General features: G+C 38.1%; 15 protein-coding genes. 5 read left to right on the top strand and 10 right to left on the bottom strand.

Annotated features, from left to right (window positions below; all coding sequences use genetic code 11):
* Positions 1-3: 3 nt before the first annotated feature.
* Together ppk1 and BMY14_RS09730 are read right to left on the bottom strand one after the other, a co-directional pair.
* Entirely contained in the window at positions 4-2,088 is a 2,085-nt protein-coding gene (gene ppk1, locus BMY14_RS09735) for a polyphosphate kinase 1 (RefSeq protein ID WP_091831263.1), read from the bottom strand.
* Complete coding sequence (locus BMY14_RS09730) at positions 2,066-3,226, bottom strand: Ppx/GppA phosphatase family protein (protein WP_245741353.1); 1,161 nt, start codon at positions 3,224-3,226, stop codon at positions 2,066-2,068. The genes ppk1 and BMY14_RS09730 overlap by 23 nt, the downstream gene beginning before the upstream one ends.
* 379 nt (positions 3,227-3,605) lie before the next feature.
* Between BMY14_RS09730 and BMY14_RS09725 the strand changes: the two genes are divergently transcribed.
* On the top strand, positions 3,606-4,181 hold the full coding sequence (locus tag BMY14_RS09725; protein ID WP_019552281.1) for a helix-turn-helix domain-containing protein: 576 nt from the start codon (positions 3,606-3,608) through the stop codon (positions 4,179-4,181).
* A gap of 147 nt (positions 4,182-4,328) precedes the next feature.
* Here BMY14_RS09725 and BMY14_RS09720 read toward each other — a convergent pair whose 3' ends face one another.
* Complete coding sequence (locus tag BMY14_RS09720) at positions 4,329-4,853, bottom strand: ECF transporter S component (protein WP_091831260.1); 525 nt, start codon at positions 4,851-4,853, stop codon at positions 4,329-4,331.
* Positions 4,854-5,210: 357 nt separating this feature from the next.
* Between BMY14_RS09720 and BMY14_RS09715 the strand changes: the two genes are divergently transcribed.
* Positions 5,211-6,425: a sigma-54 interaction domain-containing protein gene (locus BMY14_RS09715; protein WP_091831258.1), complete on the top strand. Its 1,215-nt coding sequence runs from the start codon at positions 5,211-5,213 to the stop codon at positions 6,423-6,425.
* A gap of 72 nt (positions 6,426-6,497) precedes the next feature.
* Here BMY14_RS09715 and BMY14_RS09710 read toward each other — a convergent pair whose 3' ends face one another.
* The 4 genes from BMY14_RS09710 to BMY14_RS09695 all read right to left on the bottom strand — a co-directional run bounded on the left by BMY14_RS09710 (position 6,498) and on the right by BMY14_RS09695 (position 10,189).
* Positions 6,498-8,060: a DHA2 family efflux MFS transporter permease subunit gene (locus tag BMY14_RS09710; RefSeq protein WP_245741352.1), complete on the bottom strand. Its 1,563-nt coding sequence runs from the start codon at positions 8,058-8,060 to the stop codon at positions 6,498-6,500.
* Positions 8,061-8,088: 28 nt separating this feature from the next.
* On the bottom strand, positions 8,089-9,141 hold the full coding sequence (locus tag BMY14_RS09705) for an HlyD family secretion protein (RefSeq protein ID WP_091831254.1): 1,053 nt from the start codon (positions 9,139-9,141) through the stop codon (positions 8,089-8,091).
* A gap of 77 nt (positions 9,142-9,218) precedes the next feature.
* The gene (locus BMY14_RS09700; RefSeq protein ID WP_091831252.1) at positions 9,219-9,665 is read right to left on the bottom strand and encodes a MarR family transcriptional regulator; all 447 of its coding nucleotides are present in this window, start codon (positions 9,663-9,665) and stop codon (positions 9,219-9,221) included.
* Positions 9,666-9,793: 128 nt separating this feature from the next.
* Positions 9,794-10,189 (bottom strand): DoxX family protein, encoded by a 396-nt coding sequence (locus tag BMY14_RS09695; RefSeq protein WP_091831250.1) that lies wholly within the window; start codon positions 10,187-10,189, stop codon positions 9,794-9,796.
* 138 nt (positions 10,190-10,327) lie between these two features.
* On the opposite strand from BMY14_RS09695, the gene BMY14_RS09690 reads away from it, so the two are divergent.
* Entirely contained in the window at positions 10,328-10,651 is a 324-nt protein-coding gene (locus BMY14_RS09690) for a winged helix-turn-helix transcriptional regulator (protein WP_091831248.1), read from the top strand.
* A 90-nt stretch (positions 10,652-10,741) separates the two neighbouring features.
* Here the strand turns inward: BMY14_RS09690 and BMY14_RS09685 are convergent, their stop codons facing one another.
* The 3 genes from BMY14_RS09685 to BMY14_RS09675 form a co-directional block, all read right to left on the bottom strand.
* On the bottom strand, positions 10,742-11,050 hold the full coding sequence (locus BMY14_RS09685) for a DUF2325 domain-containing protein (protein WP_091831246.1): 309 nt from the start codon (positions 11,048-11,050) through the stop codon (positions 10,742-10,744).
* 199 nt (positions 11,051-11,249) lie between these two features.
* Entirely contained in the window at positions 11,250-13,265 is a 2,016-nt protein-coding gene (locus BMY14_RS09680; protein WP_091831244.1) for a methyl-accepting chemotaxis protein, read from the bottom strand.
* Positions 13,266-13,613: 348 nt separating this feature from the next.
* The gene (locus BMY14_RS09675; protein ID WP_091831242.1) at positions 13,614-14,831 is read right to left on the bottom strand and encodes an MFS transporter; all 1,218 of its coding nucleotides are present in this window, start codon (positions 14,829-14,831) and stop codon (positions 13,614-13,616) included.
* Between the two features lie 299 nt (positions 14,832-15,130).
* On the opposite strand from BMY14_RS09675, the gene BMY14_RS09670 reads away from it, so the two are divergent.
* Both BMY14_RS09670 and BMY14_RS09665 read left to right on the top strand, forming a co-directional pair.
* A complete protein-coding gene (locus BMY14_RS09670) occupies positions 15,131-15,982 on the top strand; it encodes a pyridoxamine kinase (protein ID WP_091831240.1) in 852 nt (283 codons plus the stop codon).
* A gap of 227 nt (positions 15,983-16,209) precedes the next feature.
* Entirely contained in the window at positions 16,210-17,103 is an 894-nt protein-coding gene (locus BMY14_RS09665; protein ID WP_143063154.1) for a hypothetical protein, read from the top strand.
* The last annotated feature ends 29 nt before the right edge of the window (positions 17,104-17,132 follow it).

Genomic DNA, 17,132 nt, shown 5'->3' with positions numbered 1-17,132 from the left:
ATTTTACATTTTATTTGCAGTGACAAGCAATGCACTGAATGAATCAATAAAATATTGCTGGCTGTCGATTCGTTTTGCATGTCCCATTCGTTTTCTATAAGTTCCATCATTTTGCAGCTGTCGACCTTTTACAGTGTCCATTAACATAATTTTAAGGGTTGCATAAATTTTTCGTTTCACTTGTTTGTCAAAAATCGGGCAGGCAATTTCAACTCGATGTTCTGTATTACGTGTCATTAAATCCGCTGAGGATATGTACATTCGCATATTTACCCCAACGCCAAAACAAAAAATCCTTGAATGTTCTAAAAAACGTCCTACAATACTAATTACTGTAACGTTTTCCGTCTTATTTAAAACGTTCGGCAACAAACAGCAAATTCCTCTTACAATCAATTTAACTTTCACGCCAGCTTGCGCCGCCAAAACTAATTGCTCAATGAGATCACGATCTGTCAGGGAATTCATCTTAAGCAAAATAGAACTTTTTTTACCCGATTGTGCTTTTTGCATTTCCTGGTTGATCAATCCGATAATTTGCTGCTTCAAATTTACCGGTGCAACAAGCAATGTATCATAATTACCATTCAAATTGGCAATACACATGTTTTTAAAAAAAGTTACCGCATCTTTGCCAATTTCCTGGTTGGCCGTGATCAGGGCGAGATCCGTATAGATCGCAGCGGTCTGGGCATTATAATTTCCCGTACCAATCTGCGTAATATATTGTACTTTTTCTGCTTCATAACGTGTAATCAGACAAATTTTAGAATGAATTTTATAGCCCGTGAACCCATAAAGAATATTACAGCCTGCTTCGCTCAAATTTTCGGCCCAGTTCATGTTGTTCTGCTCATCAAATCTAGCCCGAACTTCCATTACGACTGTAACCTCTTTCCCCATTTCAGCCGCAATAATCAAATAATTCATCAATTTTGCCTTATGATTTCCCATGCGATAAATCGTAATTTTTATGGAAACTACTTTTTCATCGTATGCTGCTTCTTTAATCAATCGCAAAAACAGGTCAAAATTTTGATACGGATATTCAAGCAAAACATCTTTATGCAAGACATAATCTAACATGCGCATATTAACATCGACCTCGCAAATAGGACTTGGCTTAAATTTTTTATACTGCAAATCCTGTTGCTGCTGATAGGTGAATTTATCCCCTAACGAAAACACATATGACAAACTAATCGGCGTCTTTGTCTTATAAATTTGTATTGGATCAATATGAAGCCTATTACAAAGATACGTAATCATCAGGGAATCTCCCATCGTTTCCATTTCTAAACGAACAGGTTCAAGCCGCAGACGTTTTTTTAGCGTTTTTTTAACATGGTGCAGATAATCCTCGCCTACTTCACTTGCTTCATCATCAGGACTGATATCAGCATTGCGTGTCACACAAATAATCGACTTATCGATGACAGAATACATATCAAATATCTTCGCTACAAAAGCCAGCATAATTTCTGCCACTAATATATAGCGAATTTTTTCACCTGGCAAAAAAATCAATCTTGGCAGTGAAACTGGCACGGGAATAATCCCTAACGTCGCCTTACGATTATGCTTTAAAAGTACAGCAATATGAAGCAGCTGATTAGTTAAATGTGGAAAGGGATGCTGAAAATCAATAATTTGCGGTGACAATAAAGGTGCAATATAATTTTCAAAGTATTTCTCCATCTCAGATTGTTCAGCCGCTGTCAATTGATTCATTTTCAGTCTTTCAATGTTGGCTGTGCGCAATTCTTCTTCAATCGTGGCAAAAACAAGATCCCGTTTCGCATACAGCTTTTCTGTTGCCACAAAGATTTTATCTAGTTGTTCCCGGGGTGTCAACAAACTCTTATTATCACGATTTTCCCTTTTAAGTAAAGTTAAATCAAATAAGCTGCCCACCCGAATCATAAAAAACTCATCAAGATTATTCGTAAAAATTGCCACAAACTTCAGCCGTTCATATAAGGGTACCTGTTCATCGGCAGCCTCATCTAAAACACGTTCATTAAAATTCAGCCATGATAACTCACGGTTTTGTGTATAACTAATATCAGGATTCTTTTGATTGACCATCTTGTACCTCTGCAACGATTTTTTCCTGTTCTATTTTTTCCGGTTTCGTTTTATCTGCCATTTCTTTTGCTATTTTGGGTGCTCGAGGCGTTTTGGCGGCTTTCGGCATTTTACGAACTTTTTGAGCATCAGTTGGTTGACTTGCGGGTTCCCCTTTTGCTTGCCCTTTTGTTTTGTTGGTTGGAATTGATTTATCGGAAGTTTTCTTTGGGAAAATTATATTTTTATATAAATATCCTTCGCGCACACCTGATTTACTAACCACAATCGTTTCGCTTTTAAAATATTTTATCAACGTATGTAATATAATCATGCCCGGCAAAATCGTTTCAATCCGATCTGGTACTGTTTTTAATAAAATATTTAAGGTTTCACTCGAAATCAGATCGTCTTCTTCATCATTTTCTAAAAGTTTAATCATTTTTTTTACATTTGGTGCTTTAATTTCATCCGTATCCAAAGGTAAATTAAATAGATAATTGTTAATCTTCCCCGCTGCACGAATCGATCCGCCTACACCACAAACAAAAGCTTGTTTGGCTGAATCCAGATCCGTAATTTTTGACAATTCCGCCAAAACGGCTTCTTTTATCGCTTTTCTTTCACTTTTATTTGGTAATAAATAATGAACATATTGCCCGTATGCATTTAATGAACCAATTGGCAGACTCACGGCATTGACGATCAAGCCATCTTCATATAAAACCAGCTCTGTGCTCGCACCACCGATATCGAGCAATAAACCGGTTTTGGTCTGTGTTGCATGTGTGGCTCCAATAAAATCAAGTGTAGCCTCTTCCGTCCCCGAAAGAACTGTAACGACTACACCTGTTTTTTTCGTAATTTGTTCAATAGCTGCAGCACTATTCGAAATATTGCGCAAAGCAGCCGTTGCAAAAGCTGATACATTCGTAATATGGAATGCATCTAGTAAAACTTTAAATTCATCTAAGACCTCACAAGTTTTATCGATACCAACTTGTGTCATTTCTTCATTTTTAACATAAGCGGCCAGACCAGCTGTATATTTTTTATTCAATAAGATTGTTAATTGATCTTCATCCACTTTATATATAGCTAAACGGATAGAATTTGAACCAATATCAATAATTGCATGAACCATAACGAACCACTCCATCTATTCATATTTTCTACAACTAAACTGCATGTCCCTTAAATGTAATAAACCTTCGCTTATGTGCACAGAAACTCCTGCACTATATTTTAGTATATTTTTGGTGGAGTTATGTTAAATTGCCGTTAATTTTCTGTTAATTCTTTTATTTTACTAGAAACTAAAAAATATAAATCAGACCAACGCCCCCAGAACCATTATCCTGCCGCAATGAGCAGTCTATTAGCGAGTCTGACTATACAAGTAAGTAATGTACTATTATTTAATATTGCATTACTTACTGTATATGATATATTATACATAAGTGCTATACAATTGCTATATAATACACAAATGTTTTGTACAATATATTTAAAAATATTTTATACAAAGGAGTGATTTGATGAATGATTTAACTGCAATCATTGCTAATAATCTTGCTGAAATTCGCCACCAACGGAAATTAAGTCTAGATAAATTATCAGAAGTTTCTGGCGTTAGCAAAGCACTGCTTGGACAAATTGAACGATCCGAATCCAACCCTACCGTCAATACCTTATGGAAAATAGCCTCCGGTCTGCAAATCCCTTTTAACCGACTCATCGCCATCAATAAGTCAGCAGTCGAAGTCATTCGCCTTTGCGAAATCGAATCTGTTATTGATGCGGATGGCATGACGATATTCCCCCAATTTTCTTTTAACCAGGACAAACATATTGAAATATTTTTCGTCACACTAGCACCACACTGCCAGCATAGTTCCGATCCCCACGATGTGAATTCTGAAGAATATATATTTGTCATTGCCGGAATTTTGGAAATAACACTGAGTGATCAAATATATGAGCTAAATCCAGGGGATGCCATCCGTTTCCAAAGTGATCAACCTCATTCCTATCGTAATGTAACGGATAGTGTCGTGAAATTTCAAAATTATTATCAACTAGCTAGCGGGGGACAAGGTTTTCGTACAAAATAACCAAACTCCATAAAAAGAAAAAACCTACCCTGGCCATCTCTATATAATGCATTAAAAAAATTCAGCTTATCAGGCTGCCATATAGAATATTTAATGCAACTTATATAAAACGTGACCTTGATAGGTTTTTTTTATAGATTTTTATCCTCAACGCTTATCTAAAACATGTCGTAATTTCGGTGCGATAAGCATAGCAACAATTAACCCAATACCTGAAGTAATAACTGAACTAGGGCTGTTGCCAAGAGCCACTGTAACACTGCCAAGCACTGCCCACCAAGCAAGAATATAACCTCCTAATGTACAAAAGGATGCCAAAACCATACCAAGTACAGCCTTAAAAATCCAGCGATCACCGGAAATCATTTCTGGCCACAAACCTCTGGCCATCATCCCCACAGTAAAACCTGCAGCACCTTTAATAAAAAAAGACCAAATTGTATAGGGAGAAAATCCCATTAACAAATCAAAAAAGGCAGACCCGATGGCTGCTGCCAGTCCGGCATAAACACCGCCAAACAAAATTCCCGTAATAAAAATTGCTGCTGTTCCTAAATGTACCATCCCGCCTGTAGGAAGCGGAATCTTAATCGATGTAGCCAGTACGCATACTGCTGCCAACATTCCGATCATAATTAAATCACGTGTCGTTAATTTTCGCTTATTCACCATCACGTAAGCCTCCAAAGTCTATTTATTAGTTGGTATGAATCATTTCCAGCCAACTATAACTTACTATCATAAAATCGTAAGATATCTATTTATTATAGCGGGAAGTTCCACACTAAGCAATCGCTTTTCCATTTCAAATGGAACGATTAAGAAAAATCAACGCTCTATACTGTAATATTTACACAAGAAAGTATGAAAAAACAGCAAAACTCACATTGCAAAAAAGTTGAATTTGCTCTAAAATGAATTTAAATGAATAGTTGTTAAGCATCGAGGCTGTTGGAAACAAGAATATTGTTTTCAATGGTCTTTTTCTGTTACAAAATATACTCATATATATTTCAAGGAGGCTGTTTTATGCGTATTAAAATCTTAAATATCGATCGCTGCGGTTTAGTTTTTGATATTTCCCGAGTATTATTTGAGTATCAATTAAACATCCTGTATATGCAGGTAGAAAAAAATGTAATTCACCTTGAAACAAAAGCTATTTCCCCTGAAAGTGAATTACTCGTCCTTGAGGCCATTCGGCAAATCGCATCCATCACTGATGTCCTTCCCTTGAATGATGCCTCGGCTAAAAATAAAACAACCAAGTCTACTGTTATCTTCGATGAAATCTTACACGCCAGTACAACCATGCAACAGGCAATCACTATGGCAAAACGTTGTGCAGTTACTGAATCCACGGTTTTGATCCGCGGTGAAACCGGTACAGGCAAAGAACTATTTGCCAAAGCATTACATGCTGGATCACCACGAGCTGCAAAAAGTTTTTTGGCCCTAAATTGTGCCGCCCTCCCCGAAAATTTACTAGAAAGTGAATTGTTCGGCTATGAAGATGGTGCTTTTACTGGAGCCAGTCGTGGTGGCAAGGCCGGACTTTTTGAATTGAGTAATGGTGGAACCTTATTTTTAGATGAAATCGGTGAAATTTCACCCCATGTACAGGCAAAATTGCTCCGGGTCCTACAAGAACACAAAATCCGTCGAATCGGCAGTAAAAAAGAAATTTCCTTAGATGTCCGTATCATCGCTGCAACAAATCAGGATTTGGAGAAAATGCTGCATGATGGCAGGTTTCGTGCCGACTTATATTATCGTTTAAATGTTGTCCCACTCTTTTTACCACCGTTAAGAGAACGTCGTGAAGATATTTCAATATTAGTTCCTGCTTTTTTACAACAATACGCCAAACGCTTAAATCGTGATACCTTGACCATCTCCAGCGAAGCCATGACTGCTTTAATGCAATATGACTGGCCCGGCAATATTCGTGAACTGGAAAACCGTATTGAAAGAGCTGTCAATCTAGTCGAAGGTCGTTGTATACAAACAGAAGATATTGTAATGGATTCTAAAAAGCCATTTTCCCCCATAGTCACCGAATGTGCCGAAAGCAAAAAAACATTGCGAGAAATACTCGACGAAACCGAGAAAAAAATTCTCTGCCAGGCACTCTGCCATTATCATACATCCCGCAAACTGGCACGTGCTCTAGGAATATCACATACGGGAGTCCTCCAAAAGCTCCATAAATACGGTCTTGATTTCGCTAGCTCGCAAGCCTAAAAGTTAAGAATTACAAAAAAGCCCATCTATGAATAATTTTCACAGATGGGCTTTTCACGATGCATAGCAAAACTACATTTTCTCAGATTCACAAGTCTCTGGTCTTTTATATTCTACCTTGTGATAACTATCCCGTGGCATAAACAAAGCTACTACTGCTAAAAGCAATAAGATAACAGCCATAAAGTTATAGGCATCGCGATAGGCAAGCAAACTTGCCTGTAAGGCAACCTGCTGATAGATCTTTGCCAAGGCAGCATGTTGTGCAGCATCAAAAGTCATCAGGGAAGGCACTCCCATTTGCATAAACTGATGCGTATAAGCTGCCAGTGTAGATTGAAAAACCGTACTTGCCGAGTTCAAATGATCCACCAGATAAGATTGTTCAATTTGCTGACTTTGAATCAGTTTATTGGTTACTATAGCAATCCCGACACTTCCGCCAAGATTTCTCATAAGAGCAATAATCGCTGAGGCATTGCTGCTGTGCTCCTCCGTAATTTTTGAAAAAGCCATCGTACTGGCTGGTACAAATAAAAAGGGTAGCCCAACAATCTGCAAAATACGTACCCACATAAACGTATTATAATCCGTTTGCGGGGTTACCATTCCCGTAGCCCACATACCGCCAGCCGTCAACAGCATGCCAAAGGAAATGAGGTATTTTCCCTGAATGCGATTGACCAAGCGGCCGACAACCGGCATCATCAATAAAGTAGCCAGCCCACTAGGCGAAAGTACAAGCCCTGATAAAGTTGCATCATAGCCAAAATTAGCCTGAACCTCCATTGGCAAAAGCATAGCACTCGAATAAAGAGCAAATCCAACAAAAAATATCATGATACATGGCATCGTAAAGCTTGGAATTTTAAATAACTTCAATTCAATAATCGGATGTTTTTGCCGTAAAATCCAAATCACCGATGCGATTAAACTCACAATAGAAATGGCCGCAAAAATTAGAATAAAATTACTCGAAAACCAATCCTCTTGCTGCCCTTTATCTAATACAACCTGCAGTGTACCAAGCCCGAGTGCAATGAGACCTAATCCGATATAATCCACAGATTCCACTTTCTGCTTTTTAGCACTTGGCGGATCTTGAACCAGTGCCTTTACCAAAAACAAGGCTAGCATACCAACTGGAATATTGATAAAAAATATCCAACGCCAACTAAAATTATCGGTGATATAGCCGCCTGTAACAGGTCCTAAAATCGGTGCCAGTACAGTTGTAATACCAGTGATAGCAAAAGCCATTCCCAGTTTTTCCGGTGGAAAACTGTCTTTGATAATTGCCTGTTGACTCGGCTGCAACCCGCCCCCAGCCAAACCTTGCAACATACGAAACACAATGAGCATTGGCAGAGACGTCGCAATACCACACAAAAACGAAGTGATGGTAAATCCTAATATACATAACAAAAAGAAATTCTTCCGACCAAAAACACTCGACAGCCATCCCGATAATGGTAAAATAATCCCATTCGCCACAAGATAAGAAGTTAAAACCCAAGTGCTTTCCTCAGATGTTGCTCCCAGAGATCCCGATATATGCGACAAGGCAACATTGGCAATCGTTGTATCCAATACTTCCATAAAAGCAGCCAAACTAACTGCACCAGCAATTAGCATCGGACTTCTGCTTTTGGAAGTAACTGCCTCAGACATGATTGGTTCCTGTATGGACAACTGGAACAACGGACATGCCCGGTCCCAGTAATGTCATGATATCTTCTGAAAGTTGGTCAAATGTAATTTTCACCGGCACACGTTGTACGGTTTTAACAAAATTTCCCGTTGCATTTTCAGCAGGAAAAAGCGAAAAATGTGCCCCCGTACCCGCTTGAAAGCTATCCAGGCGTCCATGCAATTTTATATTTGGAAAAGCATCAACTTCAATATCAACTGTATCGCCCGGACGCATATCCGCCAGTTGATTTTCTTTAAAATTGGCAGTTACCCAAAGTTCACTGCCAACAAGAGATCCTAGCTGTGTACCAGCCTCTACATAACTACCTACCTCAACACTTCGTTTGGCGATTCTTCCATCCATTGGTGCAAAGATCTTTGTATTAGCAAGATCATTTTCCGCCTGTTCTAAATCCGTTTGGGCCTGCTGCACTTGTGATTGTAACTGTTCTACTGTATTTTGCGATGCCGCAATAGCACTTGGTGCCGAATTTGCTGAGGTCAGCGTTGCTCGCATATGATCCAAGACCCCGTGCAGAGACTTTTCGTTGGCTGCTGCTTGATCAAATTGTTGTTGCGAACAAGCGCCTACTGCCAGCAGTGTTTCCATTCGTTGGCGATCTGCCAATGCTTTTTCCCAATCAGCCTGAGCTGAAACTACTTGAGAATTTGCCGCATCAATAGCCGCAGGTTCAGTAACTGCTGTTTTCGCAGAATTATTTTGTGCATTGGTAGCAGCATATTTTGCCGCTGCCAATGTCGCTTGTGCCCGTTTCACTTTTATTTCATAATCTGTTGGATCAATTTCCATTAATAAATCACCGGCTTTGACTACTTGATTGTCCTGCACAGCAATGGACTTGATATAACCTTGAACTTTTGGACTCAAGAGCACCGTTCTACCATCAATAGCAGCATCGTCCGTTGAAATTTCTTGATGGTGCTGGTAAAAATAAAATACTCCTCCACCCAAAACTAAAAACCCAATAAGAATAATACCCATTAATTTTATATTTTTTTTCATATCTTGTCCTTTCTTACACCTGCATGTTGTAAGAGCATCCACAATGTTTACCTGGTAAACATTGTGGATGCTCAAATTTATTTCATTTTATCAATGTAACTTTCTATGTCGTGCATGATGTCTTTAAATTGTTGACACTCTTTTTCGGGCATCACGTCAAATTTTTGAATAATATTTTGATCCAACTCTTCATGAAATGCTGCATGTGCCTGAAAAGCAATTTCACCTTTATCCGTCAGGTTAAATAAAACCATTTTTTTATTTTCCATTGCCTGATAGCGATAAATCATATCTTTGTGTAGAAGCTTACGAATAATCTTCGGCACTGCACCTTTTGTAATATCCAGTTTATTAGCAATTTCGGTGACACAAATACCTGGCTGTCTGCCAATGACATCAATCATATGAATCTCCGAAGAATACAACAAATCATCCGTGCCAAATGGTCGTGGCTGTGCCATTAAAATTGATGATTTATGAATAATTCTATGTAATATGTTAAAAATCTGTTCACTTTGTCGCATCGCAGAAAGCTCCTTCTATTGCTTTACGTATTTGAGATTTTTATTATATACCTGGTAAACTATAAAGTCAACGAAAAAGCATCTCCTCCATGTTTTTACATTTTGAAGATGCTTAATGTAAGCAAATTTTATTTGGCGGAAGACTTTTTCTGCCATATATTGTCTAAAGCGAAAAGATGACTACCCGAAATAATCAAGGCAATGGCAACCGCCAATAACATAACTTCTGATTCATAGCCACCAATAAAACCTTTATCCAGTTTCACGGTAAATATGGCACCAAGCATCACGGCACTAATACCAGCCGCTGCTAGTCTCGTCAAAAACCCCAAAAGTAAGAACAACCCACCACCGGTTTCAATCGCGGTTACAAAGTAAGGTAAAAATGGCGGTAAACCAAGCGATCCAAAAAATTGGGCAATCCCATCAAAGCCAGAAATTTTTTGTAAACCATGGGCAAAAAATGTAATTCCTAAAATCAAACGCAAGAGCAGCATACTCCATTCATTATATTTATTTGTCATAAGAAACACCTCTTTTTTTTATTTATAAAATTTAAATTACTTTTTATAATCTAGTTACTTTATGTAACATATAATACAATACCATACTTACTTTTGTCAAGTAAGTATGGTAAAATAAAATTAGGAGTTGAATATATTATGATTAAATTTTCATTATGTCCTCGTTATGAAATTGCTTTTGAATTATTAGGCAAAAAATGGACAGGACTCATCATCCGCTCGCTCTTAGATGGTCCAAAACGTTTCTCTGCTTTATCAGAAATCATTCCACATATGAGTGCCAAAGTTTTGGCGGATCGGTTTAAAGAATTAGAACGTTTAGGCATTATTGTCCGCAATGTCTATCCTGAAACACCCGTAAGGATTGAGTATTGCCTCACGGAAAAAGGAAAAGCGCTGCAACCCGCACTAGATGAAATCCAAAAATGGGCAGAAAATTGGATCACTTTAGATCCACCTTAATATTTGTAAAAAAAATTCCTATTCGCTACATGAAAACTTCATGTCAGTCGAATAGGAATTTTTTCGTACTATATAAAATAGAAATACACCTCACAAAAATTCTGACTTTTGTCTTTCAAAGCCTGACGCAAGAAGCTTTTTTTCCAGCCAACACCAAGAACGTTTACTGAAGATAGCCGGTATCCCTTGTGCTTTCGCTACGGCTTTCGCTCGTCTTGCTGTGCCATGGTTCACACAGTCCGTAAGAATAACCACCAGTCCTGCTGTCTGGGGAATGGCAATTTTTTGATCCAATGTTGCACGACCACTTACATGGCTGATTTTCGCTGCACTATACGTCGCTAAATTTTTCTCAATATTACCTAGATGATCCGCACCAATTACCATAATATTCAACATCGCTTATCCCTCCTATTCTTATAAAAGATCCTGCTTTATGAAAACGAAAAAGACTAAGCGTATTCCGTAAGAACACGTTTAGTCTTCAGTTATACTGATCAACTATTAGATTTAGTATATTACATAGTATGTCACCTTGTCAACATGGTTTTTCCGGAAATATTTATCCCGTAAAATTCACAAAGGCACCAGAGCATCTTTAGATATGAAATTTTGTCAAAGTTTCTTCCAGCTTTTGTGCTAAAGTGGCCAGCCCCTGGCTTGATGTAGAAATTTCTGCAATAGCCGCCGACTGTTCTTCCATCGCGGAGGTAACAGTTTGACTATGTTCGGAAGTATTGCGGCTAAATGTATCAATTTCACGCATCAATCCAACAATTTGTTGACTTCCTGTCGCCATTTGTTGAATCGAATTGGACGTTTCTTTCACTTGTAAGGTAACCTGCTGAATCAGCTGCTCAATTTCTTTAAATGTTTTACCAGCCGTTGTCACAACTTCTGTCCCAAGATTGACTTCTTTCGTACCTGTATTCATTGCGCTTACAGCCTGTGCTGTTTCGTTTTGTATCTCACCAATCAATATTTCAATCTGCTTTGAAGCCTGTTGTGATTGTTCAGCTAGTTTTCTTACTTCTTCAGCTACAACAGCAAAACCACGTCCCTGTTCGCCAGCACGAGCTGCTTCAATCGCTGCATTTAATGCCAATAGATTGGTTTGACTGGCAATTCCGCTGATTGTATCAATAATTTGCCCTACTTCTTTAGAACGATCTCCCAAATTTGTGACAACCTTTGCCGATTCATACACCGTATTTTCAATATTCTTCATTTGGGTAATGGCCGTATCAATTGCCTTACTGCCATTTTGCGCAGCCAATGTTGTCTCATTCGACATTTCTGTTACTTTTTGTGAATTATTGGCTACTTGTTGAATATTTGTTGAAATCTGTTCAACTGCTACCGTGGTTCTTTTTACAGAAGTGACTTCCTTTTCACTTTCATTCGCAACCTCAAGCGATGCCGCCGAAACCTGACTGGCTGCCTGGGCTGAATATTCCGCATTTGCATTGAGCTCTTCCGCCGCGGCAGAAACCGCTTTGGCATTATCTTCAATCTGATGGATTAATCCTTTAAGGTTTCCGACCATCGCCCGAAAAGAATTCGCCAATTGCCCCACTTCATCATCTGTATTCATGGTAATTTCATGACTCAAATCGCCTTGCGCCACACGCTCAGCTTCTGCGGCCAAATCTTTAATCGGCGTAATCAAGCGGCGCCGAATCATCACTAAACCGATAAAGCCAAATACTGCCCCTAAAACCAAAGCAGTAAGCCCCGTAGAATAAATAACCGTCGTCCGTAGTTTACCAATTGTTTCCAGTGCTTCTTCTTTCTTTTGCTCTGATAAAATAGACCACCCTGTATTTCCTACAGGCGTATACGATATATAAAGATTCTCATTTCCGTCTTTGCTGTCAAAAACTTTCTTTTCTCCTGCTTTAATAATTGGCAAAATGGCTTCATTATCAAACGGATCATGTTTTTTCCCTTTCGCTTCATCACGACTATCCGTTAGATAAAAAAAATTTTTATCAAGAACAATACCTTTGCCTGTATTACCATCATTGAGCTGTTGCGCCAATGTCGTAACATTTTCCAGTTTCAAATTTCCGAGCACATAACCAACTGTTGTTCCATTTTTATCCATGACCGGAGCAACAATTGGTGCGGTTGCCTGGTTGGTAAAAGCAGAAACATATGTATCCGAAATCAATGGTTTCTTTTGTGTTGAAACATCTCGCCACCACTGCCGGTCCGTAAAATCTTTTTTACCGCCAAAATCTGTATATGGAAATGTCTGCCCATCCACAAAACCTTTTTCGTCTGCCCAGAGGACTAATTCAAACATGCCCGTACCTTCATAAATCGACTTTAAAACTTCAATGCGATCTTGAGGATTTTTTCCTGCTTGAAAAACAGGATTTTTAGCGGCTGAAGCAATCACAGCCACCCCATCCGTAAGATATTGATCCAGTTTATCAGCGGCTTGACCAACTTGATATTGTTTTGCTGTAGCATTTTCTGCTTCTAAAGCTTCCGCTGCCTTAAAATAAGACCCGATTCCAACTAGAATTCCTGGCACAAAAGCAATCAATAAGATAACTGTAACCAAACTTTTTTCCACGCTTTTTGTCTTACGAAAATTTTTTAACATAAAATACGCCCCCCGTAACTCACCTGCCTTATCGCTTCAAAACAAGCCTCCTTCTTTTGAATTTTTATAAAATTATACTATATATTCCAAAAATTCTGTCTAATATCTACCAATAAAAACCAATTTACGAAAATAATTTTGATATGATACGACAAAATTCCCATTATACATTATTTATTTTTCTACAAAACAAGAAAATTTCCTGCTTATAAATAGTAAATATTAAAAAGTTTTTGTCCTCCATTAAAACTTTCACGTTAGTATTTAGTATCTGCCACAGCGAAATGTAAAACAGCCACAGAGTCGTTGCAAAAGATTCTTGCCGCAACGGCTTTATGGCTGTTTCTGTTATATTTTTTCGTGATCAGGCTGCTGAACTTGCACTCGTTCCTGCCAGCATAACTGAATGTTGATGAGAATTCCCAACGATAAAATACCAGTAATCAATATCACAACACCAGTCCAGCCTCGCCACAACAAAAAGCTGCCGCCAGTGGCTCCTAAGATGCTAGATCCAATATAATAAAAAAGTAAATATAACGCCGATGCCTGCGAACGGTTTGTTGTTACGGATTTTGCCACCCAGCTGCTCGCCACAGAATGAGCTCCGAAAAACCCGAACGTAAAGACCGCTAACCCCACTGCTTTCGTATAAATACTGACTGCTAAAGTCAAAGAAGCGCCAAGCAGCATGCAGCATAAGCCAATACCCAAAATCATCCCATTTCCATAACGGTCTGCCAGATTCCCCATAAAAGTGGAACTAAACGTTCCGATTAAGTAAACAAAAAACAAACAGCCGACAACCGTCTGGCTAAAATTATAGGGTGGTGCCATAAGTGGATAGCTGATGTAATTATATAAAGCCACAAAAGACCCCATAATAATAAAACCAATGCTGTATAGCGAAACTAATCTTTTATTGCTCAAATGACTTTTAAGTGAAACGATCATATGGGAAAAAGACTGTTGCCTTACGGTAAAATGTTTAGATTCCGGTAGATTCAAAAAAAACCAGCCGCTAATGAGCAAACTAAGTACACTTAAAAACGCAATCGCAACCTGCCAATAAAAAAAATCCGTAAGAACGCTTGTAAGCAATCTTCCCAGCAATCCCCCCACTGAATTTCCGCTCACATAGATTCCCATAACCAGTCCCACATGACCAGGCTCAAATTCTTCGTTAATATAAGCCATCGCAATAGCCGGAAAACCAGCTAGCATAATACCCGCAAGCGTTCGCATCAACAATAAGAAATAAAAATTTGGCATCAGCACCGATAAAAACGTGCAAAAACTCGCTCCAGTAAGCGCAATTGTCATAATAAATTTTCTGCCTTTTTTATCGGATAGCCATGACATAAACAGCATTGAAATGGCGAGTCCTGCGGTTGCAACAGAAACCGTCAGACTCGCCTGTGCTGGTGAAATCATAAATTCCTGCGAAAAAATCGGTATCAGCGGCTGTACGCAATACAATAAAGCAAATGTAACAAAACTCCCTAAAAATAAAGCAATATTCGTTTTCCAGTATTGCCGACTATTTGTTACAATATATTGACTCATTTACTTATCATCTTCAATCCATAATTTATATTTACTATACTATCAGCTAATCATTAATATTTCAAATGCATTATCTGTATAAAATTGATGTCCATTGGTTATGAGTATTCTTTATCATTGCGTAAATTATTGCAAAGTTTCACCTGTTTCATCATAGCCTGTAATCAGATCGTAAAAAAAATATTATTCAAATTGTATCAATACAATCCTTGTTTACACATTGACAGTCTGTCTTTTCCTCCCTAAAATAAAAACAGTATCCGCAAAACAATAGTATGTCTTTAGGAGGAAAGTGAATTATGTTAAAACAAAAACGCGTAGCCGCTATTCATGATATTTCTTGTTTCGGTAAATGCTCTTTGACCGTGGCATTACCGATTATCTCAGCAGCCGGTGTGGAATGCAGTGTTATTCCAACTGCAGTATTATCAACCCACACAGGTGGATTTACCGGATTTACATATCGAGATTTAACAACGGATGTTCAACCCATTGCTGATCATTGGAAAACGTTAAACATAGAATTTGATTCAATCTATACCGGTTATTTAGGCTCTTTTGAACAACTAGAACTTGTTTCCACTTTTTTTGATGATTTCAAAAATGACCATAGTCTCATTTTAGTAGACCCTGTAATGGCAGATAATGGCGTTTTGTATCAGTCTTTTCCAAAAACTTTTCCTGCCGGCATGAAAAAACTATGTTCAAAAGCTGACGTTATTGTACCAAATATTACAGAAGCTGTTTTAATGTTGAATGAAGACTATAAAGAAGGTCCTTATACGAAAGAATATATTGAAAATCTATTGAAAAAACTGGCAAAAATCGGACCAAAGCAAGTTGTATTAACCGGTGTTTATTTTGATGATACTGCACTGGGTGCAGCGACTTACGATAGTGAAACGGGTGTAATCAGTTATGCTTTAGCAGAGCGAGTTGAAGGATATTATCACGGAACGGGCGACATCTTTGGCAGTGCCTTATTATCAGGACTCTTGAATGATATTCCACTCGCCAAGGCTGCACAAATTGCCGTAGACTTTACTGTGAAAAGTATTGCCTGGACAAAAGAAGCCGGGACAGACCTTCGTTTTGGCGTTAATTTTGAAACCAATATCCCGTCTTTAACTCAAGCATTAGGGTTAAAATAAAATAAATTTGAGAAAAGGTCAGTTCACTCTATCAATAGTGAATTGACCTTTTTATTCGCAACCAGCTTTTCTTCCAATAAATCTTCTTTATTTAGTATTTTTGTCTATTGTCAGAATACATAGTGAACATTATTGTATTGACTTTTTACAATAAAAATATTATAGTTGGATTTATTACAATAGATAGGTTTTACATGGCACAAAAAATATAACGTTAGGTGGTATAAATGATGAACATTGAAACGAAATATGGTTCCTTACTGGATATCTGTGCACCAAGCTATTATAAAGCAGGTCAGCTTGAAAGCTGTATCGTACAGCAAAAAACTACAATTCATACCGCCTATGGTGATCTTGTTCCGCAATATCATTATGATGATGTTCGTCATAAACACATTCCGTCCGTTATTTTCTATCCAGATGGCACACTAAAAAATATCGCTTTAGATCAAATAACAAAAATAAAAACGCCGCTGGGTATTTTCCCTGCCGAATTGCTTTTATTTCATCCCAATGGTACGCTAAAAAAACTATTTCCCTTAAATGGAAAATTATCTGCCTACTGGAGTGAAGAAATGGAAAGCGAATTAACCCGACCGCTCAAATTTAACTTTGCTTTTGGTGCCTTCATAAAAAAAATTATCAGTTTAACATTCTATAATGACAGCAAACTCAAAAGCTTAACCTTGTTCCCTGGTGAAACGGTAACGCTTACCACGGCCTTAGGTACGTTTGTCGTCAAAACTGGCTTCTCACTTTATCCTGATGGAACGTTAAAATCAATTGAACCGGCAAAACCATCAAAAATCAAAACTCCAATCGGTGAGGTTCGTGCGTTTGATCCTTTAAGCATCGGCATTCACGCAGATACGAATTCACTTGAATTCACTGAAAATCATCAATTAAAAAAATTAAAAACATTAAATCAAATTGATGTATTCAATGCGAACGGCGATAAAATCGATACATTTTCACCACTAAAAAAACGCAGTGAACTGGATGATGATATTTATTTTTCGGTTCCACTATCCTTGGAATTCAAAGATGGCTGTTTGCATATTGAGCATCAGCTAAAACACTCTTATAAACTAGCAAACCATACCTTCGCTATTTCCGCTTAAAAATATTTCAAAGTCCTGCGCATCCTTCT

The sequence above is a fragment of the Propionispira arboris genome (assembly GCF_900109225.1).
Lineage (GTDB): Bacteria > Bacillota > Negativicutes > Selenomonadales > Selenomonadaceae > Propionispira > Propionispira arboris.
This window is presented reverse-complemented; position numbering and strand designations above follow the sequence as displayed.

Excerpts from the sequence above, each read along its gene's own strand:
- BMY14_RS09670 (WP_091831240.1), top strand. The coding sequence starts at position 15,131 with ATGTTAAAACAAAAACGCGTAGCCGCTATTCATGATATTTCTTGTTTC.
- BMY14_RS09715 (WP_091831258.1), top strand. The coding sequence starts at position 5,211 with ATGCGTATTAAAATCTTAAATATCGATCGCTGCGGTTTAGTTTTTGAT.
- BMY14_RS09680 (WP_091831244.1), bottom strand. The coding sequence starts at position 13,265 with ATGTTAAAAAATTTTCGTAAGACAAAAAGCGTGGAAAAAAGTTTGGTT.
- BMY14_RS09710 (WP_245741352.1), bottom strand. The coding sequence starts at position 8,060 with ATGCTAATTGCTGGTGCAGTTAGTTTGGCTGCTTTTATGGAAGTATTG.
- BMY14_RS09700 (WP_091831252.1), bottom strand. The coding sequence starts at position 9,665 with ATGCGACAAAGTGAACAGATTTTTAACATATTACATAGAATTATTCAT.
- ppk1 (WP_091831263.1), bottom strand. The coding sequence starts at position 2,088 with ATGGTCAATCAAAAGAATCCTGATATTAGTTATACACAAAACCGTGAG.
- BMY14_RS09695 (WP_091831250.1), bottom strand. The coding sequence starts at position 10,189 with ATGACAAATAAATATAATGAATGGAGTATGCTGCTCTTGCGTTTGATT.
- BMY14_RS09705 (WP_091831254.1), bottom strand. The coding sequence starts at position 9,141 with ATGAAAAAAAATATAAAATTAATGGGTATTATTCTTATTGGGTTTTTA.
- BMY14_RS09665 (WP_143063154.1), top strand. The coding sequence starts at position 16,210 with ATGATGAACATTGAAACGAAATATGGTTCCTTACTGGATATCTGTGCA.
- BMY14_RS09675 (WP_091831242.1), bottom strand. The coding sequence starts at position 14,831 with ATGAGTCAATATATTGTAACAAATAGTCGGCAATACTGGAAAACGAAT.
- BMY14_RS09730 (WP_245741353.1), bottom strand. The coding sequence starts at position 3,226 with ATGGAGTGGTTCGTTATGGTTCATGCAATTATTGATATTGGTTCAAAT.
- BMY14_RS09685 (WP_091831246.1), bottom strand. The coding sequence starts at position 11,050 with ATGTTGAATATTATGGTAATTGGTGCGGATCATCTAGGTAATATTGAG.
- BMY14_RS09725 (WP_019552281.1), top strand. The coding sequence starts at position 3,606 with ATGAATGATTTAACTGCAATCATTGCTAATAATCTTGCTGAAATTCGC.
- BMY14_RS09720 (WP_091831260.1), bottom strand. The coding sequence starts at position 4,853 with ATGGTGAATAAGCGAAAATTAACGACACGTGATTTAATTATGATCGGA.
- BMY14_RS09690 (WP_091831248.1), top strand. The coding sequence starts at position 10,328 with ATGATTAAATTTTCATTATGTCCTCGTTATGAAATTGCTTTTGAATTA.